Genomic DNA, 24,060 nt, shown 5'->3' on the forward strand with positions numbered 1-24,060 from the left:
GGGCAGATATTCGCGGAAATTCCCAACCTGCGGCAATCTGCGCAATAAAATGTCGCAAAAACTGCATCTCAGGTTACAAAATTGGTACGATTGCCTGTTGACGCCCCTTTCGCCCGCCCATAATGTCCCTGCCAAGCTGAAAAGGAGCCTCTGGCGATGAAAGCGCTAGTCGTAATCGTAGGAAACACGCGCATGGGCCGGTAACGGTAAACCATAATCGAACCCATGCGCCTCCGAAAAATCTCGGGGGCTTTTTTTATGCTAAACGCAAGACACATGTCGCGAACGGAGCAAAGCAGATGACACGTGAGATGACCGGCGCAAAAATGGTAGTTCAGGCCCTCAAGGATCAGGGCGTGGACACGGTATTCGGATACCCCGGTGGCGCCGTGCTACCGATCTATGATGAGATCTTTCTGCAAAACGACATTCGGCACGTTTTGGTGCGCCACGAACAGGGCGCGGTTCACGCCGCCGAAGGCTATGCCCGGTCAACCGGCAAACCCGGCGTTGCACTGGTGACTTCTGGCCCCGGCGCCACCAACGCGGTGACCGGCCTGACCGATGCGTTGCTGGATTCGATCCCGATTGTGGTTCTGACCGGGCAGGTTCCGACCTTCATGATCGGCTCGGACGCCTTTCAAGAGGCGGACACCGTTGGCATCACCCGCCCCTGCACCAAGCATAACTGGCTGGTGAAGGACACGGATTCGCTGTCTGAGACGATGCATGAGGCATTTCACGTCGCCATCTCGGGCCGCCCCGGGCCGGTGCTGGTCGATATTCCCAAAGACGTTCAGTTTGCCTCGGGTGAGTATACCGCGCCAAGACCGTCAACATCGCACTACCAACCGGTTCTGAAAGGCGATCTGGAAGAGATCACCGAACTGGTTGCGGCAATCGAGACCGCAAAGAAGCCGGTCTTTTACACTGGCGGCGGCGTCATCAACTCGGGCCCTGCTGCCAGCCAATTGCTGCGCGAATTGGTTGATGCGACGGGCTTTCCGGTCACCTCGACCCTGATGGGTCTGGGCGCTTATCCGGCGTCGGGTGAAAACTGGCTGGGCATGCTGGGGATGCACGGCCTGTACGAGGCCAACCTGGCGATGCATGACTGCGACCTGATGATCAATGTCGGCGCACGGTTCGACGACCGGATCACCGGACGGATTGATGCATTCTCGCCGAACTCGAAAAAGGCGCATATCGACATTGATCCCTCGTCGATCAACAAGGTGATCCGCGTGGACATCCCGATTGTCGGCGACGTGGCACATGTGCTTGAGGATATCCTCAAGGTCTGGAAATCGCGCGGCCGCAAGACCGATGCGGCCGCCGTCAAGAAGTGGCAGGCCCAGATAAGCGACTGGCGCAAGGTGAATTGCCTGGCGTTCACCAACAGTGAAAAGACCATCAAACCGCAATATGCGCTGCAACGCCTTGAAGAGCTGACCAAAAAGCACGACCGCTACATCACGACCGAGGTCGGTCAGCATCAGATGTGGGCGGCGCAGTATCTTGGGTTCGAAGACCCTAACCGCTGGATGACCTCGGGTGGTTTGGGCACGATGGGCTATGGTTTCCCGGCCTCTGTTGGAGTGCAGATGGCACATCCGGACGCGCTGGTGATCAACGTGGCCGGTGAGGCGTCGTGGCTGATGAACATGCAGGAAATGGGCACGGCTGTTCAGTACCGCCTGCCCGTGAAACAGTTCATACTGAACAACGAACGCCTTGGCATGGTCCGTCAGTGGCAGGAGCTGCTGCATGGCGAGCGGTATTCGCATTCGTGGTCCGAGGCCCTGCCCGATTTCGTCAAGCTGGCCGAGGCGTTCGGCGCCAAGGGCATCCTTTGCTCTGACCCCGCCGATCTGGATGACGCGATCATGGAGATGATCAACTATGACGGTCCGGTGATTTTTGACTGTCTGGTGGAAAAGCACGAGAACTGCTTCCCCATGATCCCCTCGGGCAAGGCACATAACGAGATGCTGCTGGGCGAGGCCGAAACGCAGGGCGTGATCGACTCCAAAGGCTCGGTTCTGGTTTGACGAAATTTGTTGGGCGCGGCGGCGCGCCCAACACCACAAGGATGATGAAAGGGACGTAAATGTCTGCCCTACATATCAAAAAAGGTTCTACCCGCCATTCTGCCTATAACCTACGCCCGACCTTTTCGGACGTGCAGGAGCGCCACACGATTGCGGTTCTGGTCGAAAACGAACCCGGTGTCTTGGCCCGTGTGATCGGGTTGTTCTCGGGCCGTGGTTACAACATCGAAAGCCTGACCGTGGCCGAGGTTGACCACACCGGGCATCTGAGCCGTATCACCATCGTCACCACCGGTACGCCGCAGGTGATCGAGCAAATCAAGGCGCAGCTGGGTCGTATCGTCACCGTTCACGACGTGCATGATTTGACCGTCGAAGGCGACGCGGTTGAGCGGGAGCTGGCGATCATCAAAGTGGTTGGCGCAGGCGACAAAAGGGTCGAGGCGCTGCGTCTGGCCGATATCTTCCGCGCCAACGTGGTCGACAGCACGCTGAACTCTTTCATTTTTGAAATCACCGGAGCCCCGGACAAAATCGACGCCTTTGCCGATCTGATGCGCCCTCTGGGTCTGGTCGAAGTGGCCCGCACTGGCGTTGCGGCCCTGCTGCGTGGCGAGTAACATTTACCCCACCCTGTCGGCTCGCGTATGGGTGGGGAAACTCTGGCCTGTCATGCTGCCTTGTAAGCTAAAACTGGCCGAATAACGTTTATTGGCGCCAAAGCGCCCAAAAAGATCACGCAAAACAAGATAAAGCCTATTGCGTTTGTAAGATTGGACGTTAGCCTCTGGGGGTGACGTGGCGTTGGGATGCGCCCGTTCGTGTCATCTGTACGATATGTGCGTTATGTCGACCGTCAGGTCGAACATGTTGCGTACTATAAAACAAGTCGCGAGAACCTGGGACACCTATGACCAAAGACATCCGCAACCCGGACGAATTGCGCAGGATGTTCGGCGCCAATCTCAGACAACTTGCGCAGCAATATACATCAGTATCAGAACTTTGCCGACAATTGGGGGTCAACCGGACGCAATTCAACCGATACCTTGGTGGCGAGAGTTTTCCAAGACCTGACGTACTTGACAGGATTTGCCGGTTTTTCGAAGTAGACGCCCGTATTCTGCTGCGCCCGCTGGACGAGATCGACCGCTCTCCGACACATCCCGCAGCGTCTGCCCTTACAGATTTTCTGGGCTCGGGCCCCACAACACTGACCGAGAACCTGTTTCCGGCGGGGTTCTACTATGCGACGGAGACCGAACTGGATGATCCTAAGCCCTCGCGTCATCGGTTGTTTCACGCGCGCCGGTTGCCTCAATGCACGCTAGTGCGTGGTTATGAGCCGCGCCCTGGCATGCCGAGCGCCGCTCCGACAGAACGTGAAGTGCAAGGCATCGCCGCCTGTGCTGGCCGGCAGATTTATATCCTGATGTCCAGCCGAGCCTCGCAAAACAGCCGTATTTATCTGGTGACGCGCGGGACCGATGAGCATTCGGACCGTTGGCGCGGGGTGGCTATCTGTTTGTCCAGAACGACCGCCAGCGAGACAACGACCCGGCGCATTCTACTGCGTCATCTGGGCGAAGACCCTTCGGCCGTTCTGGCAGCGGCGCGAACGGCCCGCCGTGCAGAACGCTCGCTTCAGCAAGCGGCAAGCTGACGTTACGCAGTGTTTTCGCCCGACGCATGAGTGATCAGCCGATATAAATGCCAGCTGGCGTGCCCCAACAGCGGCAGCACAAAAAACAAGCCCAAAAACCACGGAACCATGGCTAGAAAAGTCAGGATGGCGATAAAGATTCCCCACAACAACATGACGCTGAAATGATCACGGACATAGCTGAAACTGGCGATCATAGCGGTCACGAAATCCAGCTCTCGGTCCAACAGCATGGGGATGGAAAGTACGGTGATCATATAAAGCACCGTCGCAAACACAGCACCCACGACGCTTCCCACAGCCAACATCGTCAACCCGTTGGCGGTCAAATACACCTCTAACGAGGTCGACACGTTTGTCATCGTCGACAACCCCATGAACAGGGCAAAGATCATGTGGCCCAGAAAGAACCAGAATAAAAACATCACCACAATAATCGCGCATATCGAGGGCAACTGACGGCGCCCCTGCTGCACCACCACTCCGAAAATAGACTTGAATTCCAAGGTCTCACCCTGCTCCAGCCGGTGCGAGACTTCATACATCCCTACCGCCGCAAAGGGCCCCAGCAAAGGAAACCCGATAGCAGCCAGAACCAACCAGTACGACGTGCCCGTCTGCAAGGTGATCCAGGCCATGAACCAACCGGCCAGCACGTAAAACCCCGCAAACAGAAGCCCAAAAACCGGAGCCCGACGAAAGTCTGTCCAGGCCCGGCGCAGGGCTTCGCGCAACATCCCCAAATTCACCGGCCCCATTTCCGGAACACCAAATGGCTTGTCCATGTTCTGTCCTCCTCCCTTGCCGACCCTACGGTTGGGCCGGTCGTTTTTGCGGCCACATGGTGGCGGCGTGATAGGCTGCGCCAATCGACAGGATGCGGGCGTCGGAGCCGCGTGGACCAAACACCTGAATTCCCATCGGTAATCCGTTGGCTCCAAAACCCGCCGGTGCTGACAGGCAGGGCAAGCCGATCAGGCTGACTGGCACCATGACCTCCATCCACCGATGATAGGTATCCATCCCTCGCCCCGCAATTTCCGTTGGGTATGGCGTCTCAATCTCAAAGGGCCAAACCTGCGCAGACGGCAACACCATGGCATCATAACCACGCATCAACTCTGCCACGCATCGAAACCATTCGGACCGGATGACGCTGGCTTCATGCACTTGCATCGCCGTCAGAGTCTGCCCTCGGTCCAACTCCCATTGCGCCGTGTCTTTCAACACGTCACGTTGATCTGCAAGCGGCGCAAGGCTTGCGGCCACGCTCCAGGATCGCAAGGTTATCCAACTCTCCCAAAGGCGCTCAGCCTCAAATGGCGGCGCAACGGGGATGACCTCGGCCCCCAGCTGAGTGAACACATTCAAAGCACTTTCACATTGCGCGTGTACGCCATCCTCAAATGGATAAGCCCCTCCCCAGTCATCCAGCCACCCAATCCGCACGCCGCGCATGTCTGCCGCCTGCACCGGCGACACTATGGGGGTGGCCCCACCAAACGGCTGCCGCACATCCGGCCCTGAGATCACGTCCAGCAACAGGCCCAGATCCTCGGGGCTGCGCGCCATCGGGCCAAGCGTGGACAGCTGATGCAGAAAGCCATCACCTACCGGTTCCGACGGCACCCGCCCCCAGCTTGGCCGAAACCCGTAAACATTGTTCCAGGCCGCCGGGTTGCGTAGGCTGCCCATCGCGTCTGACCCATCCGCAAGCGCCACCATCCCGGTCGCCAGCGCCACCGCCGCGCCGCCGGATGACCCGCCGCAGGTCCGGGCCGGATTATAAGGGTTCGTCGTCGCGCCATGGACCGGATTGAAAGTATGGGACCCCAGCCCGAATTCGGGAACATTGGTCTTGCCGATCAGGATCGCCCCGGCCGCCCGCATCCGCGCGGCAATCAGATCATCCCTTTGCGCAATGTGATCCCTAAAAATCGGAGATCCCTGCGACGTTACGATCCCCGCCACGTTCACCAGATCTTTGACCGCAATCGGCAATCCATGCAGGGGGCCACGGATTGGACCAGAATCCAAAGCGCGGGCCTCGGTCATCAAATCATCCCGCTCGCGCAAAGCCACAATGGCGTTCGCGGCCTCGTTGACCCCGCCAATCCGCTCCAGCGTTTGCTGCATCACCTCTTGCGCCGACACCTGCCGGTCCGTCAGCGCGTTCAACAGGTCACTTGCAGTTGCTTGGCTCAGATTCATCCCAGGCTCGTCCCTTTTGCAAGGTCAACCTAGCCGGGGCATCCCCCCATTTAAACCCACTGTTTAAATGAATCTTTTCCGTTCCCACAGAAAACCGGGATCCGCTTCATCTGGCTAAAAATATATCGGGGGAGGCTCCGCTTGCGGAGACCGGGCAAAGCCCCTGTCCGTCCTAGTCGCCCTGCGCCTCGGACCGGCTTTTGCCCGCCACGTTCAACGCCAGTGTGGCTGCCATAAACCCATCCAGATCACCATCCAGCACACCCTTGGTGTCTGATGTCTCATGGTTGGTGCGCAGATCCTTGACCATCTGATAAGGCTGCAGGACATAGGACCGGATTTGGTTGCCCCAGCCCGCGTCGCCCTTGGCCTCGTGCGCAGCGTTGATATCCGCGTTGCGGCGATCCAGCTCTTGCTGATACAGGCGCGACTTCAGCGCCTTCATCGCAATATCGCGGTTTTGGTGCTGCGACTTCTCGGAACTGGTCACAACGATCCCGGTCGGAATGTGCGTAATCCGAACCGCCGAGTCAGTGGTGTTCACGTGCTGACCACCCGCGCCCGAGGACCGGTATGTATCGATACGGATGTCCGAGGGGTTCACCTCGATCTCAATATTGTCGTCGACCACCGGATAGACCCAGACCGAGCTGAACGACGTATGCCGCTTAGCCGCCGAGTCATACGGTGAAATCCGCACCAACCGGTGCACACCACTTTCAGACTTCAACCAGCCATAGGCGTTATGACCGGAAATCTTGTAGGCGGCGGATTTGATCCCCGCCTCTTCACCCGAGGTCTCAGATTGCAGCTCGACGGTATAGCCCTTTTTCTCGGCCCAACGCACATACATCCGCGCCAGCATCGAGGCCCAGTCGCAGCTTTCCGTGCCACCCGCGCCCGAGTTGATTTCGAGGAACGTATCGTTGCCATCAGCCTCGCCATCCAGCAGCGCCTCCAGCTCTTTCTTGGCGGCTTTGGCCTTCAAGCTTTTGATGGCGTTTTCGGCGTCGGTGACAACCTCTTCGTCCTCTTCCATCTCGCCCAGTTCGATCAATTCGATATTGTCGCTCAGATCAGTTTTGATGGTTTCATAGGTCTCGATGGCATCAACCAACATCTGACGTTCGCGCATCAGTTTCTGCGCGTTCTCGGGGTTGTCCCAAAGGTTGGGGTCCTCGACGCGCGCATTAAATTCCTCAAGGCGGTGGGGCGCAGTTTCATAGTCCATACGCTGCGCCAGTAGCTCCAGCGACTTTTCAATTTCCGCCACGGTATTCTGGGTTTCGGCGCGCATGGTCTTGTCCCAACTTGCTCAATCAGGCCTGCGTGATAGCAAGAGGTTCGGGGCACCACAAGACAGCGGAGCCCCGAAACATATCGGTTATTAGTAAAGCCCACCGGTCGAGAGATCACCCTGGCTGGCATTGGGGCCAACAGTGACGGTATTCCCGGTTGATGTGGTCACCTGACGGCCGGTGTTGACCTCTTCGAACAGCGGCAGGTCCGAACCAACCGCAAAGCCGCCGTCATACACGCGGTCAATAAAGCCGTCGACGCCATCGCGGAAATACTCGGCAACGACATAATCCCCGGTCGCATCCGCAGGCAGGCGCGCGCCACTGAAACGGTCGATTTTGATAAAGTGGCCACCCTCGGGCACTTCAAACGGACCGCCGCCATATTTCTCGACAGCTTTTTCCATAAAGCTTTGGAAAACAGGGCCACACATTGTGCCGCCATAGGCCCCCCGTCCCATCGGGCGCGGGCGGTCATACCCGATATAGCAACCGGCCACGATATTGGACGTAAAGCCGATGAACCACGCATCTTTGGATTCGTTGGTCGTACCGGTTTTACCCGCTGTGGGCACGGGCAGATTAACGACGCTCGACGCAGTTCCCCGATCCACCACGCCCTTCATCATCGACGTCAGCTGATACGCGGTGATCGCATCCATAACCTGCCAGCGATCGGTCACGATCGTGGGCGACTCGTCCGGCTCAAGCCAGCTAGAGTTACAGTCCACACACTGGCGGTCGTCATGTCGGTAAATCGTCTTGCCGAACCGGTCCTGAATTCGGTCGACCAGAGTGGGCTCGACCCGTTCGCCACCATTGGCGAACATCGCATAGGCCGCGACCATTTTGTACAGCGTGGTTTCCTCGGACCCCAGCGAGTTGGCAAGGAATGCACCCATCCGGTCGTAAACGCCGAACCGTTCAGCATAGCCCGCGACAACCGGCATCGTGACTTCTTGCGCCAGACGGATCGTCATCAGGTTCCGCGACTGCTCGATCCCGGTGCGCAGTGGCGTCGGACCATAGAACTTGTTTGTCGAGTTCTTGGGCCGCCACAAACCCTGCGGCGTGTTCACCTCGATCGGGGCATCCACCACGATTGTTGCTGGGCTATAACCACTGTCCAGTGCCGCTGCGTAAACAAAAGGCTTAAAGCTGGACCCCGGCTGGCGCTGCGCCTGCGTAGCGCGGTTGAACACCGTATCCTGATACGAGAACCCGCCCTGCATCGCCAGAACCCGGCCCGAATTCACGTCCATCGCGACAAATCCGCCCTGTACTTCGGGAATTTGACGCGCCGACCACTGACCTTCTTCGCCGGCCATGACCAGGATGACGTCACCACGTTTGAAATTGGCGGCGAAATCGCCCTGCATCCATTTGATATCGGAACGGGGCACAACGCCGTCGGCTGGGCCGTTCTCGATACCGACCGTTAGGGATTGATCGGCCACGTTCAAAACCACCGCCGGATACCACCGCGTTGGCAGCACTACGTCGCGCGGGATTTCCAAGATCGCCAACGCCTCGCGCCACTGGGCTTCATCGGTCAGTTTATCTTCGGCGATCACTTCTTTCGTGCCGCGCCATTTACCGCGTGAGCGGTCGTATTTCTGCAGCGCGGTACGCAGGGCCTTGGCCGCTTCAACCTGCATCTCTTCGTCCACCGAGGCGCGGACGGTAAAACCGCCAGTAAAGAACTCACCCTCGCCGAAATCCTCGCTCAGCTGGCGGCGGATTTCGTCGGTGAAATAGTCACGTGGTGGCAGCGCAGTGCGGAAGCTTTCGAAGTCACCGTTTTGGACCGAGCGCAGCGGCTGGTCGACCTCGGTCTCATAGGTCGCCTTATCGATATAGCCATTCTGGTGCATTTCGCGCAGCACGTAATCACGGCGCGCCAGCAGGCGTTCTTTCTGGCGAACTGGATGGTAATCGGACGGCGCTTTGGGCATTGCGGCCAGTGTGGCCGCCTCATGCGGGGCCAGTTCCTGCAACGTCTTGTTGAAATACGTCTGCGCCGCAGCCGTCACACCATAGGAGTTCTGGCCCAGAAAGATCTCGTTCATATAGAGTTCGAGAATCTGTTCCTTGTCCAGCGTATCCTCAAGCCGGGTGGCGAGGATGATTTCCTTGATCTTGCGCTCGGCCCGGCGGTCGCCGGACAGCAGGAAGTTCTTCATCACCTGCTGCGTGATCGTGGACGCACCACGCACGTTTTCACCCTTGGATTTCACAGCCTCGACACCGGCAGCGATGATGCCGCGCGGGTCATAGCCTTGATGCGTGTAAAAGTTCTTGTCCTCGGCCGAGATGAAAGCCTGCTTCACCAGGTCGGGAATTTCTTCGGACGGGGTAAACAAGCGGCGTTCCTGCGCGAATTCGTCGATCAGTTGACCTTCGCCCGAATAAATCCGGCTGATCGTCGGCGGCTTGTATTGCGCTAGCGATTCATGGCTGGGCAGGTCGCGCCCATACATCCAGAACACCGCGCCGATCACCAGCGCAGCCATAAAGATACCCAGGGTGACGAGGCTGAAGATCGCCCCGAAAAACGAAAGAATGAAACGGATCACGTTACTGCCTTTTACTCGCGCTGCCGCCTATATAGTGGTGCCCCGGCGCAGGGTCAAAACACGATGGCCAATTTTAGCCGGTTTGCGCCGCAGGGTCACTGCCCAATCAGGGCGCGTTTAACCAGATCGTCCTGCCGCCATTCCTCTAGCCCGGCCAGGATTCCGCGCGCCATCCGTTTGCGCCATTCTGGATTCGTGACGTTTTTTAGATCTCTGGGGCTGGACAGAAACCCAAGCTCGACCAAAATCGACGGGATATCCGCCGCCTTTAGTACAGAAAAAGATGCCGTGCGGATCGGTCTGTTGTTCATTGGCCCGCCCTGCTGCGTCATCCCGTCGGCCACGGCCCGCGCCAACGCGTCGGTGCGTGGTTTGGTCTCTTGCCGCGCGATATCCAGCAGGATGTCGGCCACCTGGTCGTCGGCACCGCTGAGGTCCACGCCCGAGATCAGATCGCCCCTATCGTGACGTTCGGCCAATTTGTGGCTGGCAACGTCCGAGGCATCGTCGGACAGCGTATAGACCGCCGCACCATGCGCGCGACCCTCGGAGAGACTATCGGCATGAAGCGAGATGAACACGTCCGCACCCGCCCGATGCGCCAGAGCTATGCGCCGTTCGAGGCTGACAAAATGGTCGTCCACTCGGGTCATCACCACCTGATATCCCCCGGCCCGCAGCAGTGTTTCCCGCAACTCGCGCGCGAAGGTCAGCATCAGGGTCTTCTCGTTTGTTCCCGCGACCTCGGCCCCCGGATCAATACCGCCGTGGCCTGGGTCCAGCATCACCAGCAAAGGGCGTGTTCCGTTTGGACCGGGTTTGGCAGGCGTCACCGACGGTTCCGGCAGGTCCCATCCTGGCTGGCGCGGCGCCCCGGCGCTGGCGGCGAAACTGTCGAAATCGGTGCCGCTCAGACCAAGCGACAGGTGCGCTGTTCCATTGACCTGATCCACCCTCAAGTCAGAGGTATCAACGGCCAGTGGTGCGCCCAGCTCCAACACCATGCGCGACCAGCCGGGAACATAGGCGCCGAATTGCACACCACTGATCCGGTCGGTTTGCAGGAAAGTGTCGGCGTCCAGGCCGGTCCAGTCGACCTCCTGAAAATCCAGCACGACACGGTACGGATCGCGCAGTGTGAAGACACGGTAAGGAACGCCCTGACTGAGGCCAAGTTCAACGCGAACTCCGGCGCGGCCATCTTGAGTTATGCGGCTATCGTCGGGCAAAACCCGCGCAAGCGCGCTGAAATCATGCGCGAGCGCAGCGCTGCTCAGCGCCCAGATCAGCGCGATGGCGTAGAAAATCCTGCTCATGGCCTCAAGTTTTCCCGAGATCGTTTGGCGGTCAGACTAACGGACCGAAGCTAATTTGTGAACGGGTTACGCCGGAGTTGTGATCGAACCGCGTTCAACCATGAAACGCTGAAGCCGCATCAGACCTTCCTCGATATCTGCCGTTGATCGCGCATAGGAAAACCGCAGCGTGTGGTGCCCGCGCACTGGGTCGAAATCCAGCCCCGGCGTCACGGCCACCCCGGCCTTGTCCAGAATCTCGGCCGCGAAGGCACGGCTGTCTTCGGTCAGGTCCGAGACATCGGCGTAAACGTAGAACGCCCCGTCAGGCGGCGCGATATTGGTGAAGCCGGCCTTGGGCAAACCGTCCAACATCAAAGTGCGGTTGCGGCGATAAACATCCAGATTGGCTTGCAATTCCGCGTCGCAGTCCATCGCGGCTAGTGCTGCCAACTGGCTGGCATGGGGCGCACAGATGAACATGTTCTGGGCGATACGCTCGACGACGCGCACCTGATCCTCGGGCACGACCATCCAGCCAACACGCCAGCCAGTCATCGAGAAATATTTCGAGAATGAGTTGATTACATAGCACTCGTCCGTCAACTCCAGCGCAGTGACGGCTTTGGCCTCATATTCCAGACCATGGTAAATCTCATCGCTGATGAACGAGGCCCCCTGCCCGTGCGCGGCCTCGATCAGCGCGCCCATTGGCGCATGATCCAGCATGGTACCGGTCGGATTGGCAGGTGACGCGACCATCAGCCCCTGCAGATCAAGCCCTGCAAAATCTGCGGGCACCGGTTGCAGGCGGTTTTCCGGCGCAGTGGGCAGGTCAACCGGCACCAAACCCAGTGCTTTCAGAATCTGCCGGTAAGACGGATAGCCCGGCGCGCCGATGCCGACGCGGTCACCGCTGTCGAACAGCGCGGTGAAAGCCAGTAGAAATCCGCCAGAAGATCCCGGAGTAATCACAACGCGTTCGGGGTTCAGATCAACATTATACCAATCGCCATACAGACGTGCGATCCGTTGCCGCAGCTCAGGCAATCCCAACGCGACCGTATAGCCCAACGGGGCTTGCTCCATGGCCTTCGCCAGAGCCTTAACTGCCCCCTTAGGCGCACCGGTGCCGGGCTGGCCGACCTCCATATGGATTATGTGGCGCCCGGCCTCTTCGGCGCGGCGCGCGGCCTCCATCACGTCCATCACGATAAAGGGATCGACCCCGGACCGGGTTGAGTTTCTCATGCCAATCTCCCATGTTTCAGCCATGGCTTTTGAACGCTTATCCAGGGTGGCGTCAATCCCGACCCTGTTGCTGGTGGCAGTGACATGGATGGCAAGCCTTGTTCCGGCAAACGCTCAGGGCCTGATCCGAGACCCCGATATCGAACATGGGCTGCGCGAACTGGCCTTTCCGATCCTGCGTGCGGCCGGGCTGAACACCAATCGGGTCAAGATATTTGTCGTCAATGACCGCACGTTCAACGCCTTTGTCATCGATTACAGCGCGATTTACCTGAATTACGGGCTGATCCTGACCGTCGAAAGCCCTGAAATGCTGCAGGCCGTGATCGCGCACGAGGCCGCGCATATCGCCAATGGCCATCTGGCCCGGCGGACGCAAAACCTGCGCGCGGCGCAACGCAAGGCGGGGTTAGGGACTGCGCTGGCCCTAATTGCCGCTGCCGCCGGAGGTGGTGAGGCCGCAGTAGGCATTGCCGCAGGAACCCAAAGTGCTGCCCTGCGCAGTTTTCTGGGACATACCCGCGCCGAAGAATCCTCGGCCGACCAAAGCGCCGCCAGTTACCTCCGATGGGCCGGTATCTCGCCCATCGGGATGGTTGAACTGCATCGAAAATTCGCAGGTCAAGAGTTACTAAACGCGGTCAATCAAGACCCCTATATGCGGTCGCACCCCACCAGCCGCGAGCGCCTGCGCGTGGCCGAAAGGTTTCTAGCGCAATCTGGCGACTGGTCCAAATCGGACCCAAATGCCGACTATTGGTTCGCGCGGGTCAAGGGTAAGCTGTCGGCTTTCCTCCGATCCCCAACATGGACCATGCGACGCGCAAAAGAGGAAGACGCGCAAGACATCCGCCTGATGCGTGAGGCATCGGCCTATCATCAGAACCATGATCTGGCCAACGCCCGCGCCGCGATAGATGGCGCCCTGGCCATTCGCCCAAATGATCCGTTTTACTATGAGCTTAAGGGCCAGATTTTACTGGAAAACCGGCAAATGCAAGACGCCGTGAAAGCCTATGGCAAAGCTGTTGAAATGGCCCCTAATGACGCGTTGATTCTGGCTGGGTACGGGCGTGCATTGCTGGCGCAAGGTCAGACAAAGAACGCCTTGCAAATGCTTGTAAAGGCACGTCAAAGAGATTACCGAAATGCCCGACTGATGCAGGACCTCGGGGTCGCATATGCGAAGGTCGGCAATAATGGCATGGCTTCGGTCGTGACCGCTGAACGATATGCCTTGCGCGGCCGGTTGGCCGACGCGGGTATTCACGCAAAACGGGCCTTAGGGCAATTGCCCGAAGGCTCTCCGGGTTGGCAAAGGGCGCAGGATGTGCTGATTGCCTCGGAACGCGCTAAGAAAGCAAAAAGGAAACGGAAATGATCCTCAGACATGCAGCACCTGCCCTACTGGGGCTTTCCTTGATCACTGGCCCTGCGCAAGCGTTGGATTTGAACGCGCTTAGCGCCTCGGAAAAGGAAGAATTCGGCGCCCAGGTGCGCGAATATCTGCTGGAGAACCCCGAAGTGATCATCGAGGCGATCAACATCCTTGAACAACGCAACGCGGTTGCCGAGGCCGCCGCTGACCAAGAACTAGTGGCCGCCAATGCCGAAGAACTGTTCAATGACGGCTATAGCTGGGTGGGTGGCAATCCAGAAGGCGACATTACTCTGGTCGAATTCATGGACTACCGCTGCGGCTATTGCCGCCGTGCGGTGCCCGAAGTGGCCGACCTGCTGGCTGAGGACGGCAATATCCGTTTGGTGATCAAGGAATTCCCGATCCTGGGCGAAGCTTCGGTCTTGTCCTCGCGTTTTGCGGTGGCGACCAAACATGTGGCCGGCGACGACGCATACAAGCAAGTTCATGACGCGCTGCTGGAATTTGGCGGCGAACCCACCGAGGTTTCTCTGCGTCGCATTTCCGATGGTTTGGGTCTGGACAGCGACGCAATCGTCGCGGCGATGGACAGCGATCAGGTGACCGATGAGATCACCCGCACCCGCGCCCTTGCACAACGGATGCAGATTTCGGGAACTCCGTCGTTTGTTTTGGGCACTGAAATGCTGCGCGGTTTCCTGCCTGCGGATCAAATGCTTCAAATCGCCAAAGGCGTGCGCGCTGAACAAGGCTGAGTAAAGGGGCGGTTCACCCGCCCCCCCCTCTCGCCTCTGACACAAGTATCCGGGCAATAGGTCGGACTTGTTCAGCAACCTATTGCCACGCACACCTATCAAGGTTTGAAATCCAAATTTTTGTGTTGAACGAGATTTTGGTCTCGGGCATTGAACACGCTAAAGTAATTTATCCAAAGTCAGAGGCACGCATGAGCGATAACAAGAAATCTGGACTGTCCCGCGCGGCGCGAAGCGTACGCGAAGCAGGTCGTGTTCTGCGTGGCAAGAAAAAACCGATTGCCAAGCCATTGCCTAAGGAAGACGGAACTTCAGTTCAATCTTTGTATCCCGAAGCCCGCGAAAGCATTATCGTCGACATCGGCATGAATGACGGTAAAGACACAGTCTATTACCGTAAAAGAGGGTTCAACGTTATCGCCGTAGAGGCCATCCCAGATTTGTGCGCTGCGGTAACCAAGCATTTCGAAGACCTGGGCGTGGACGGCGTCGATATCAGAAATTTTGCTGTAACCGACGGCACATCGGATGAAGTCACTTTCTACGTAAACAAATTCAATTCGGCCTGGAGTTCGGTCAATGAGCGGATCGGAAGCCGGAAGGACGGGGCTGAAAAAATCGTTGTTCCGGCGGTTGATCTTTCGGAAGAGCTGGGGCCGGTTTCCGATCAGATCCTTTATGTAAAGATCGACATCGAAGGCTTTGACAGCGTTGCACTTTCGCAAATCATGAATCTGCCCAACCTGCCTAAATATGTTTCGGTTGAGAACGGCAGCCTGGATATGCTCGAGACGTTGCATAAGAACGGGTATGACCGGTTCAAGTTTTCCAACCAGAAATATGTCGAGTACCAAACCATCTCGCCTGCGTCACCGCACGGGCCGGTTCCCGATCACAAGTTTATGACCAGTGCATCGGGTGTGTTTGGTGAAGACATACCTGGAAAATGGATATCTTATGAAGATGCTGTAAAGGTTCAAGAAGGGCTGAATATTGCCGCGGGCCTTTCCCCTGACAACCTGTTTGCTGTTGTTGTTGGATGGTTTGATCTGCACGCAAAGCACTCATCCGCCGAGTAAGGTCATCTGCTATGTCGGGGAAACCGGGTCAGAGGTATTGCGAAATGCCAATGTCTTTGCCCCTTAGGGTTCGACCCTGAAAGTCTTCGCTCTGGCCAGCCTACACTGCGTCAATCGGAAGGTCCAAAACCCTAACTACTTTCGGGCCATGAAACGATGACGTGCTTTAACGTCCGGAAACCGATATAAGATTGCCATGAACAGAAGGCATTTGATCCTGACCGGAGGGGCGCTGGGATTGATGGGTTGGTCCAATCGCTCTGCATCGCAACCGGACTTGGGCTATTTTGTACCCGCCGAAGAAACCCGCCATCAGCACACCTTTATGCAATGGCCTAGCAGCCGACGGGTGTATTGGGATGCAGCCCATCTGGAAGACACGCAACAGGCCATCGCCGACATAGCCAACGCCATATCCGCATTTGAGCCCGTGGTCATGCTGGCTTCTGCGGCTGAGCATGCATCGGCAAAGCGAAAGCTCTCGCCAGCCATCGAACTCTGGGACATTCCGACCGAAGATCTTTGGTGTCGCGACTCTGGGCCGGTATTCGTCGTTAATGAAAGCGGTCAGTTGGCGATCCGTCAGATTCAATTTAATGGTTGGGGCAAGAAGCAGGTCCATACGCATGACGCGCGCATCGCTGGTCGCGTAGCGGAACACTTGGACCTGCCCCTGCTGCCAAGCGGTTTACAAGGCGAGGCTGGAGGGGTTGAACAGGACGGGCACGGGTTGCTCATGGCGCATGAAAGCTCGTGGGTGAACAAGAACCGCAATCCCGGCCTATCGCGGGACCAGATCGAAACGCGCTTGCTGGCCGCCTACGGAGCAGATCGCATGATCTGGTCCGAGGGGGTATGGGGCGAAGATATCACCGACTACCATATCGACTCTTTGGCTCGTTTCACGGGGCCGGGGCGCGTTTTGATGAACCTGCCCGATGAGCCCGACATGCGGGACCCGTTTCATCTGGCTGCACTGGATACACATGACCGATTGGCCGCCGAAGGGCTGCAAATCGAGGTGATCCCAGAGCCCCATTCACCGCGCATCAGAGACCTGGATTTCGTCGCGTCTTATGTAAACTATTATGTGTGCAATAATGGTATGATCATGCCTGAGTTCGGCGATATTGAAACCGACCTACTAGCGCAAGATGCAATTGCTCGCCACTATCCTGGGCGCGAGGTCGTTGCCCTGAACGTGGACGTATTAGGGCAATCTGGCGGCGGGATTCACTGTGCAACACAGCAGATGCCTGCGATCTAAAACTGCCCACCCGAGGTTAAGTTATTCTGCCGCTTCCTGCGCGGCGTCAAGCTCGGCTGCCTTCTTTTCGACCTCTTCAACGATGTGGTCGATCATCTGGTCGTTGGACATCTTGTGGCTGGCCTTGCCCGCCAGATAGACCATACCCGACCCAGCCCCACCGCCGGTAAAGCCGACATCGGTCATCAAGGCCTCACCCGGGCCGTTGACCACGCAGCCGATAATAGACAGGCTCATCGGGGTCTTGATGTGTTCCAGCCGCTGCTCAAGCGCCTCGACCGTCTTGATCACGTCGAACCCCTGCCGCGCGCAGGACGGGCATGAGATGATGTTCACGCCGCGATGGCGAAGGCCCAGAGATTTCAGGATCTCATAACCCACCTTCACCTCTTCGACCGGATCGGCAGACAGGCTGACACGGATTGTGTCGCCAATACCCATCCACAACAGGTTACCCAGCCCGATGGCCGATTTGATGGTGCCGGACACCAGCCCTCCGGCCTCAGTGATCCCTAGGTGAATGGGGGCGTCGGTGGCCTCGGCAATACCCTGGTAGGCAGCGGCGGATAGGAATACGTCGCTGGCCTTCACACTGATCTTGAATTCGTGGAAATCGTTGTCCTGCAGGATGCGGATATGCTCCAGCCCGCTTTCGACCATCGCTTCGGGGCAAGGCTCGCCATATTTCTCAAGCAGGTGCTTTTCCAGACTGCCCGCATTCACGCCAATCCGGATCGAGCAATTGTGGTCGCGCGCCGCCTTGATGACCTCTTTCACGCGCTTTTCGTCACCGATATTGCCCGGATTGATCCGCAAACAGGCAGCACCAGCCTCGGCAGCCTCAATCCCACGGCGATAATGGAAATGAATGTCAGCGACGATCGGCACCGGGCTTTCGCGTACGATCTCTTTCAGGGCTTTTGATGACGTCTCATCCGGGACAGACACACGTACGATATCGGCACCGGCCTCGGCAGCGGCTTGCACCTGCGCTACGGTCGCCGCAACATCGGTTGTCAGCGTGTTGGTCATCGTCTGAACGGCAATGGGTGCGTCACCACCGACAGCAACACCCCCAACCATGATCTGACGGGACTTGCGGCGGTAGATATTGCGCCACGGGCGAACGTGATTGAGCGACATGAGGACGGGTCCAAGACAACCTAAGTTGCGTCTTTAGATAGTCCGCCTGCCAGGACACCGCAATGGCTAGATCACTCGGCGGGGTCTTCTGAAACCTGTGCCTGAAGTTCAGCCACCAATTGTTTCAGCGCGCTGTTCTGATCAGCCTCAAGATCGGCAACTGCATAGGTTTCGGCAACCGCGTCCTTGGACAGAACAACGCCTTTGGCGACGGTCCCCGGCGCGCCCGCCGGTCCGTAATGTTCGCCGTTCATCGAAAAGAACACCGAACCCGAAGCACCCGCGCGCAGTTGAGGCGGCTCTTCCGTTAGCGGAACCTCGAACACATTACCTTGTTCAACCGTGCCAAGGGTGCCTTCGAAGATCACGCTTCCATCAGCTGCGGTGACCCGCATCCAGGCTGGTTTCACGGCGACAATTTTCAAGGTGGTGTCGATCTGCTCGACCACCTGCGGCAAGGCCGGGCGTTCGACAGTGTGGACCTCGGCGACCTCAACCTTTGGCAATTCCTGTGGCAGGAAGGTGCCCACAGTGCGCGGATCCAAGGTAGAGATCGGAGCATCACGGGCGACCAGAACAGGAACGTCCAGCGCCTGTGGGCGATACAGACGGTCCAACGCCTCGGCGCTGGGGGTGGCCGCAACGGCAACCTCTGTTTCGGCACTGTCGCGCGCCGCATCCAGCGGATCGAGATCGGAAAGAACCACCGGGGCCTGTTCGACCGGACTTACCTGTACCTGCTGAATCTTGTTCAGCACCGACCAGCCACCATAGCCAATGCCGCAGATCACTGCGACCAGAACCAGTGACGAGCCGATAGCCCGCGGTTCAATCTGGCTGACAAGGGATTCGCGACCGGGAATGTATGGCGTGTTGGGCGAGGTAAACGGATCACGCCCCATCGGACCGCGCGTCGGAACCGCGCCTGTGGGCTTGCGAACAACCGAAGCCTCGGCCGACATGCCATGCGCAACCTCGAACCCGCTTTCCTTACAGAAGGCAGCAAAAGTCTCATCCGGGTTCATCCCCAGATACCGGGCATAAGAACGCACATACCCGGCAATGAAGCCGGGTGTGTCGAACGCGTCAGGATCGGCGTCTTCGATGGCAGCTATGTAGTTGGCTTTGATCCGCAGTTCGCGCTGAACATCCAACAGGGACTTGCCCATCGTTGCCCGTTCGCCGCGCATCCGGTCACCAAGCCGCACTTCGTAATCGTCAAAACCTTTTGGCCTGACGTCGGCTTCGTCCTTGGAATCGCGCTGAGATCTGCGCCCAATCATCCCTGCTGCCCCATTCTGCCTGCGCGTGTTTCGCGCTAACGGCGAATCATCCCATTAACGATTCGTCCGATACTTTTGTTAGCCTAAGCTTAACACGCGGCAAACGCGTTGCACACTTTAGCGTGAGGTTAACCGGCAAGTTCGGCGCGATTTAGCGCACAATGTGACCAAAGTTCGTCCATCGCCTGTACCAAACGGTTCATTTCGTCAGGCCCATGTACCGGAGATGGGGTAAAGCGCAGACGCTCGGTTCCGCGCGGGACAGTGGGGAAATTGATCGGTTGAACATAGATGCCATGATCATCAAGCAGCCGGTCGCTGAGGATCTTGGTGTGTACCGGATTTCCAACAATCACCGGCACGATATGTGTACCGTGATCGATCAATGGCATGCCCAGCCCCTTGAGCCGCAGCTTAAGGATCTTGGCCTGTGTCTGATGCTGCTCACGCAGATCGCTCGCCGTTTTTAGGAAAGCGACCGAGGCCGCTGCCCCTGCGGCCACTGCAGGCGGCAACGAGGTGGTGAAGATGAAGCCCGGTGCATAAGAACGCACGGCATCGCACATTTTCTCGCTGGCGGCGATATAACCGCCCATTACGCCAAAGGCTTTGGCAAGGGTTCCATTGATAATGTCGATACGATGCGCCAGGCCATCGCGCTCAGTCACGCCGCCACCGCGCGGGCCGTACATGCCAACTGCGTGGACCTCGTCGATATAGGTCAGCGCACCAAACTCATCGGCCAGATCACAAATCTCTTCTATCGGACCAAAATCGCCGTCCATCGAATAAACGGATTCAAACGCAATCAGTTTGGGGGCTTTGGGATCGTCGGCCTCAAGCAATTCGCGCAGATGGGCAACATCGTTGTGACGGAAGATACGCTTGGCCCCACCATTGCGGCGCACGCCCTCGATCATCGAGGCATGGTTCAACTCGTCCGAATAGATGATCAGGCCGGGGAACAATTTCGGCAATGTGCTGAGCGTCGCGTCATTGGCGATATAGGCACTGGTGAAAAGCAGCGCGGCCTCTTTGCCATGCAGATCGGCCAGCTCGGCCTCAAGCTTTTTGTGGTAGACGGTCGTCCCCGAGATATTGCGGGTCCCGCCCGAACCGGCGCCGGCTGCGTCAACGGCTTCGTGCATTGCGTTCAGAACAACCGGGTGCTGGCCCATGCCCAGATAGTCATTGCCGCACCACACGGTGATATTCTGCTGCGACCCGTCCGGGCGGGTCCGCACCGCATGCGGGAAATGACCATTGCGACGTTCGATGTCGATGAAGGTCCGGTAACGTCCTTCATCATGCAGCTTGGCAATCGCTGTATCGAGCTGAGCAGTATAGTCCACCGGTATCTCCTTACATGCCCGACCCCTTGCATTTGTAGCCGGACAAAATTTCTGACGCTCTCACCGGACGAATCCGATTATACGCCAATGCGTTCCCTTGTGCCCCGTACGTATAGACAACATTGGGATCACACATTTGATTTGCATCAAATATCCCCTCGCACTCGCATCGACAAGTAAAGTTACGGCCATCGGGCGCGAGGAAACGACGCAGGCGCCACTCGGAGTTTCCGATATTATATCATATTCCCGCCAAAGCGCACTGGACGGCGCCGATTGCGCTGATAGGTTCTGCCAAATCTTGAAAGCAGGAGAACCCCATGTCGCTGGACGCCGTTCTGAACCGCATCGACACTGATCTGCAAACCTCAATCGATCGCCTGATGGCGCTGCTGCGCATCCCATCCATCTCGACCGACCCGGCCTATGACGCGCAAGTGGATCAAGCCGCGGACTGGTTGGTCGCTGACCTACAAAGTATTGGCATCGCAGCGGAAAAGCGTGAAACCACCGGCCACCCCATGGTCGTCGGCCATGTCGGAGAGGACAGCAACGCACCGCATGTGCTGTTTTACGGGCACTATGACGTGCAACCCGTTGATCCGCTTGAGCTGTGGAAACGCGACCCGTTCGATCCTGCGATTGAAGACACCGACAACGGCCCTGTCATTCGTGGGCGCGGGTCGTCAGATGACAAAGGCCAGCTAATGACCTTTGTCGAAGCTTGCCGGGCCTGGAAGGCCGTCAATGGCTCCCTGCCCTGCCGCATCACCTTTTTCTTCGAGGGTGAAGAAGAATCAGGATCGCCGTCCCTGGTGCCTTTCCTGCGGGAAAACGCGGCCGAGCTGAAAGCTGACTTGGCACTGGTGTGCGACACTTCGATGGTATCTCGCGGCGTACCGTCAATTTCCTCGCAACTGCGCGGCATGCTCAAGGATGAATTCACTATCACTGGCCCCCGCATCGATCTGCATTCGGGCCATTACGGCGGCCCCGGCCTGAACCCCCTGCGGGAATTGTCCAAGATCATCGCCTCGTTCCATGACGACGAAACCGGCCGTGTTGCGGTCGAGGGGTTCTATGAAGGCGTTCACGAAGTGCCCGCCGAGCAACTGCGCCAGTGGCAAAACTGTGGGTTTGACGAGGTCGAGTACCTAAGCTCGGTCGGCTATTCGCAACCCCATGGCGAAAAAGGGTATTCGACGCTGGAACAGCAATGGGCGCGCCCTACGCTCGAGGTTAACGGGTTGTGGGGCGGTTACAATGGTGCAGGCTCGAAAACCGTGATCCCGTCGCAGGCACACTGCAAGATCACCTGCCGTCTGGTCGGTGACATGGACCCTGACGCTTTGCGCACCAAAATCCGCAAACATGTGCAAGAGCGTCTGTCACCCGACGCCAAGGTCGACTGGGACAATGATCTAGACGGGTCCCCCGCTTCGGTTATGAATCTGGACCGCCCCGAGTTCGAAGCCGCCCGCGGCGCCCTGTCGGACGAATGGGGGCGCGAAGCCGTGTTCACCGGGATGGGTGGTTCGATCCCCGTCGTCGGTTATTTCAATACTGAACTTGGGTTGGATTCGATGCTGGTTGGCTTTGCCAACGATGACGATGCAATTCACTCGCCGAACGAAAAATACGACGTGAAAAGCTTTCACAAAGGCATCCGGTCCTGGGCTCGCATTCTGGACGCGCTGACGCGCTGATGAGTCCAAGCGAGGCTCTGCCTCGCGCTCCGAGGTATTTTCGGCCAGATGAAGTCAAAGATCCCTTGCTTCATCTGGCTATAAATATCTCGGGGGAGTCGCCCGGAACGGGCGGCGGGGGGCAAAGTCCCCACCCACCACAGATTACATGTGGATGACCTTTCCATAAGCGTCCAGAACGCTTTCATGCATCATTTCTGAGAGTGTCGGATGCGGGAAGACCGTGTTCATCAGGTCTTCTTCCGTGGTTTCCAACTGACGACCAACCACATAGCCCTGAATCAGCTCGGTCACCTCGGCACCGATCATGTGGGCCCCCAGTAATTCGCCAGTTTTGGCGTCAAATACTGTTTTGATCAGACCTTCGGGTTCACCCAGCGCAATGGCCTTGCCATTTCCGATAAAGGGGAAACGACCGACTTTGATGTCGTAACCCAACTCTTTGGCTTTTGCCTCGGAGTATCCGACTGAAGCCACTTGCGGCTGACAATAGGTGCAGCCGGCGATGCTTTCGGGCTTTACGGGATGCGCGTGTTTGCCTGCGATCAGTTCGGCGACCATGACGCCTTCGTGGCTTGCCTTGTGCGCCAGCCACGGTGCACCCGCGATGTCACCAATCGCATAGAGACCATCAACTCCGGTGCGGCAGAACTCATCCGTTACAACATGGGTGCGGTCGATTTTCACGCCCAAAGCCTCAAGCCCAAGGTCTTCGACATTCCCGACGATCCCCACGGCAGAGATCACGGTATCGAAATCGTGCTTTTCGACCTTACCCTTCACTTCGATATGCGCGGTGACCTTGCCCTTGGCCCGATCCAGCTGCTTGACCATCGCTTTTTCCATGATGGTCATGCCTTGCTTGGTAAAGGCTTTCTTGGCCAGCCCGCTGATCTCGGCATCTTCCACCGGCAGCACGCGGTCCATCACTTCGACAACGGTCGTGTCAGCGCCCAACGTGTTGTAGAAGCTGGCGAATTCGATACCAATCGCGCCCGAGCCGATGACCAGAAGTTTCTTGGGCATCCGCGGCGGTTGCAGCGCGTGCTTATAGGTCCAGACCAGATCGCCATCAGCTTCAAGCCCCGGCAATTCACGCGCTCGTGCGCCGGTGGCCAGTACGATGTTTTTGGCCGTCAGCTCTTCGGTTCCTTTCTCGGTTTTGACCGAGACTTTGCCCTTAGCAGGAATCGTCGCTTGCCCCATCACCACGGTGACTTTGTTCTTTTTCAGCAAGTGACCGATGCCGCCTGAAAGCTGCGCCGCCACACCTCGCGAGCGTTTAACGACAGCATCAAGATCGTATCCGACCTTGTCCGCCTTGAGGCCGAAATCCTTGGCGCGCTCCATCAGGTGAAACACTTCGGACGAACGTAGCAGTGCCTTGGTAGGGATACATCCCCAGTTCAGGCAGATGCCGCCCAGATGCTCACGTTCAACCACGGCCGTTTTCAGGCCCAGCTGCGCCGCACGAATGGCAGCGACATAGCCGCCCGGACCAGCGCCGATTACGATCAGATCAAAAGATTGTGCAGCCATGTTTCCCTCTCGGCGCAGGACGGTTGAAAATTTAGTTTACCATTAAACTAATTTCCGAAACGCATCAACACACCATTCCCGCGACAAATACGACGTGGGATCATCGGTATCAGTTTATGCGGTTTTCAGCCTATACCGGGCATCCTTCAATGGCTAGAACATAGATGTCGGGTTCGCCCGCCATTTCATAAACGCAAATCATTCGAGAGG

At 57.8% G+C, this 24,060-nt stretch carries 18 protein-coding genes; 8 read left to right on the top strand and 10 right to left on the bottom strand.

Going from position 1 to position 24,060, the window contains the following annotated elements:
- Positions 1-299 precede the first annotated feature (299 nt).
- The 3 genes from ACR0DL_RS06565 to ACR0DL_RS06575 all read left to right on the top strand — a co-directional run bounded on the left by ACR0DL_RS06565 (position 300) and on the right by ACR0DL_RS06575 (position 3,714).
- Positions 300-2,051, top strand: a complete 1,752-nt coding sequence (locus ACR0DL_RS06565; RefSeq protein ID WP_170358911.1) for an acetolactate synthase 3 large subunit — start codon at positions 300-302, stop codon at positions 2,049-2,051.
- Positions 2,052-2,110: 59 nt separating this feature from the next.
- On the top strand, positions 2,111-2,671 hold the full coding sequence (gene ilvN, locus ACR0DL_RS06570; RefSeq protein ID WP_170349013.1) for an acetolactate synthase small subunit: 561 nt from the start codon (positions 2,111-2,113) through the stop codon (positions 2,669-2,671).
- Between the two features lie 290 nt (positions 2,672-2,961).
- A complete protein-coding gene (locus ACR0DL_RS06575) occupies positions 2,962-3,714 on the top strand; it encodes a helix-turn-helix domain-containing protein (RefSeq protein ID WP_254437178.1) in 753 nt (250 codons plus the stop codon).
- A gap of 2 nt (positions 3,715-3,716) precedes the next feature.
- Here the strand turns inward: ACR0DL_RS06575 and ACR0DL_RS06580 are convergent, their stop codons facing one another.
- From ACR0DL_RS06580 to ACR0DL_RS06605, 6 genes are all read right to left on the bottom strand, one after another.
- Complete coding sequence (locus ACR0DL_RS06580; RefSeq protein ID WP_480688190.1) at positions 3,717-4,499, bottom strand: DUF2189 domain-containing protein; 783 nt, start codon at positions 4,497-4,499, stop codon at positions 3,717-3,719.
- A 25-nt stretch (positions 4,500-4,524) separates the two neighbouring features.
- On the bottom strand, positions 4,525-5,925 hold the full coding sequence (locus ACR0DL_RS06585) for an amidase (RefSeq protein ID WP_480688192.1): 1,401 nt from the start codon (positions 5,923-5,925) through the stop codon (positions 4,525-4,527).
- A gap of 172 nt (positions 5,926-6,097) precedes the next feature.
- The gene (gene prfB, locus ACR0DL_RS06590) at positions 6,098-7,222 is read right to left on the bottom strand and encodes a peptide chain release factor 2 (protein ID WP_170349016.1); all 1,125 of its coding nucleotides are present in this window, start codon (positions 7,220-7,222) and stop codon (positions 6,098-6,100) included.
- A gap of 90 nt (positions 7,223-7,312) precedes the next feature.
- Positions 7,313-9,799, bottom strand: coding sequence for a penicillin-binding protein 1A (locus ACR0DL_RS06595; protein ID WP_170549366.1), 2,487 nt, complete (start codon positions 9,797-9,799; stop codon positions 7,313-7,315).
- Positions 9,800-9,894: 95 nt separating this feature from the next.
- Complete coding sequence (locus ACR0DL_RS06600; RefSeq protein ID WP_480688194.1) at positions 9,895-11,115, bottom strand: N-acetylmuramoyl-L-alanine amidase; 1,221 nt, start codon at positions 11,113-11,115, stop codon at positions 9,895-9,897.
- A gap of 66 nt (positions 11,116-11,181) precedes the next feature.
- Complete coding sequence (locus ACR0DL_RS06605) at positions 11,182-12,345, bottom strand: pyridoxal phosphate-dependent aminotransferase (protein ID WP_480688196.1); 1,164 nt, start codon at positions 12,343-12,345, stop codon at positions 11,182-11,184.
- On the opposite strand from ACR0DL_RS06605, the gene ACR0DL_RS06610 reads away from it, so the two are divergent.
- The 4 genes from ACR0DL_RS06610 to ACR0DL_RS06625 all read left to right on the top strand — a co-directional run bounded on the left by ACR0DL_RS06610 (position 12,344) and on the right by ACR0DL_RS06625 (position 16,827).
- Entirely contained in the window at positions 12,344-13,726 is a 1,383-nt protein-coding gene (locus ACR0DL_RS06610) for a M48 family metalloprotease (protein ID WP_170349020.1), read from the top strand. The two genes, ACR0DL_RS06605 and ACR0DL_RS06610, sit on opposite strands and share 2 nt — an antisense overlap.
- Positions 13,723-14,481: a DsbA family protein gene (locus ACR0DL_RS06615; RefSeq protein WP_170375755.1), complete on the top strand. Its 759-nt coding sequence runs from the start codon at positions 13,723-13,725 to the stop codon at positions 14,479-14,481. The genes ACR0DL_RS06610 and ACR0DL_RS06615 overlap by 4 nt, the downstream gene beginning before the upstream one ends.
- Positions 14,482-14,672: 191 nt before the next feature.
- Positions 14,673-15,560 (top strand): FkbM family methyltransferase, encoded by an 888-nt coding sequence (locus ACR0DL_RS06620; protein WP_480688198.1) that lies wholly within the window; start codon positions 14,673-14,675, stop codon positions 15,558-15,560.
- A gap of 196 nt (positions 15,561-15,756) precedes the next feature.
- On the top strand, positions 15,757-16,827 hold the full coding sequence (locus tag ACR0DL_RS06625) for an agmatine deiminase family protein (RefSeq protein WP_480688200.1): 1,071 nt from the start codon (positions 15,757-15,759) through the stop codon (positions 16,825-16,827).
- Between the two features lie 21 nt (positions 16,828-16,848).
- Here ACR0DL_RS06625 and ispG read toward each other — a convergent pair whose 3' ends face one another.
- The 3 genes from ispG to hemA all read right to left on the bottom strand — a co-directional run bounded on the left by ispG (position 16,849) and on the right by hemA (position 20,605).
- The gene (gene ispG / locus ACR0DL_RS06630) at positions 16,849-17,970 is read right to left on the bottom strand and encodes a flavodoxin-dependent (E)-4-hydroxy-3-methylbut-2-enyl-diphosphate synthase (protein WP_170410200.1); all 1,122 of its coding nucleotides are present in this window, start codon (positions 17,968-17,970) and stop codon (positions 16,849-16,851) included.
- 71 nt (positions 17,971-18,041) lie between these two features.
- Positions 18,042-19,253, bottom strand: coding sequence for a helix-turn-helix domain-containing protein (locus tag ACR0DL_RS06635; protein WP_480688203.1), 1,212 nt, complete (start codon positions 19,251-19,253; stop codon positions 18,042-18,044).
- Positions 19,254-19,381: 128 nt separating this feature from the next.
- On the bottom strand, positions 19,382-20,605 hold the full coding sequence (hemA, locus tag ACR0DL_RS06640; RefSeq protein ID WP_170410202.1) for a 5-aminolevulinate synthase: 1,224 nt from the start codon (positions 20,603-20,605) through the stop codon (positions 19,382-19,384).
- 320 nt (positions 20,606-20,925) lie between these two features.
- Here hemA and ACR0DL_RS06645 point away from each other — a divergent pair, with 320 nt between their 5' ends.
- The gene (locus ACR0DL_RS06645; protein WP_480688205.1) at positions 20,926-22,311 is read left to right on the top strand and encodes a M20/M25/M40 family metallo-hydrolase; all 1,386 of its coding nucleotides are present in this window, start codon (positions 20,926-20,928) and stop codon (positions 22,309-22,311) included.
- A gap of 144 nt (positions 22,312-22,455) precedes the next feature.
- Here the strand turns inward: ACR0DL_RS06645 and lpdA are convergent, their stop codons facing one another.
- Positions 22,456-23,850, bottom strand: a complete 1,395-nt coding sequence (gene lpdA, locus ACR0DL_RS06650; RefSeq protein WP_170358935.1) for a dihydrolipoyl dehydrogenase — start codon at positions 23,848-23,850, stop codon at positions 22,456-22,458.
- Positions 23,851-24,060: the final 210 nt, after the last annotated feature.

It is taken from the genome of Ruegeria sp. BB5 (assembly GCF_056539405.1).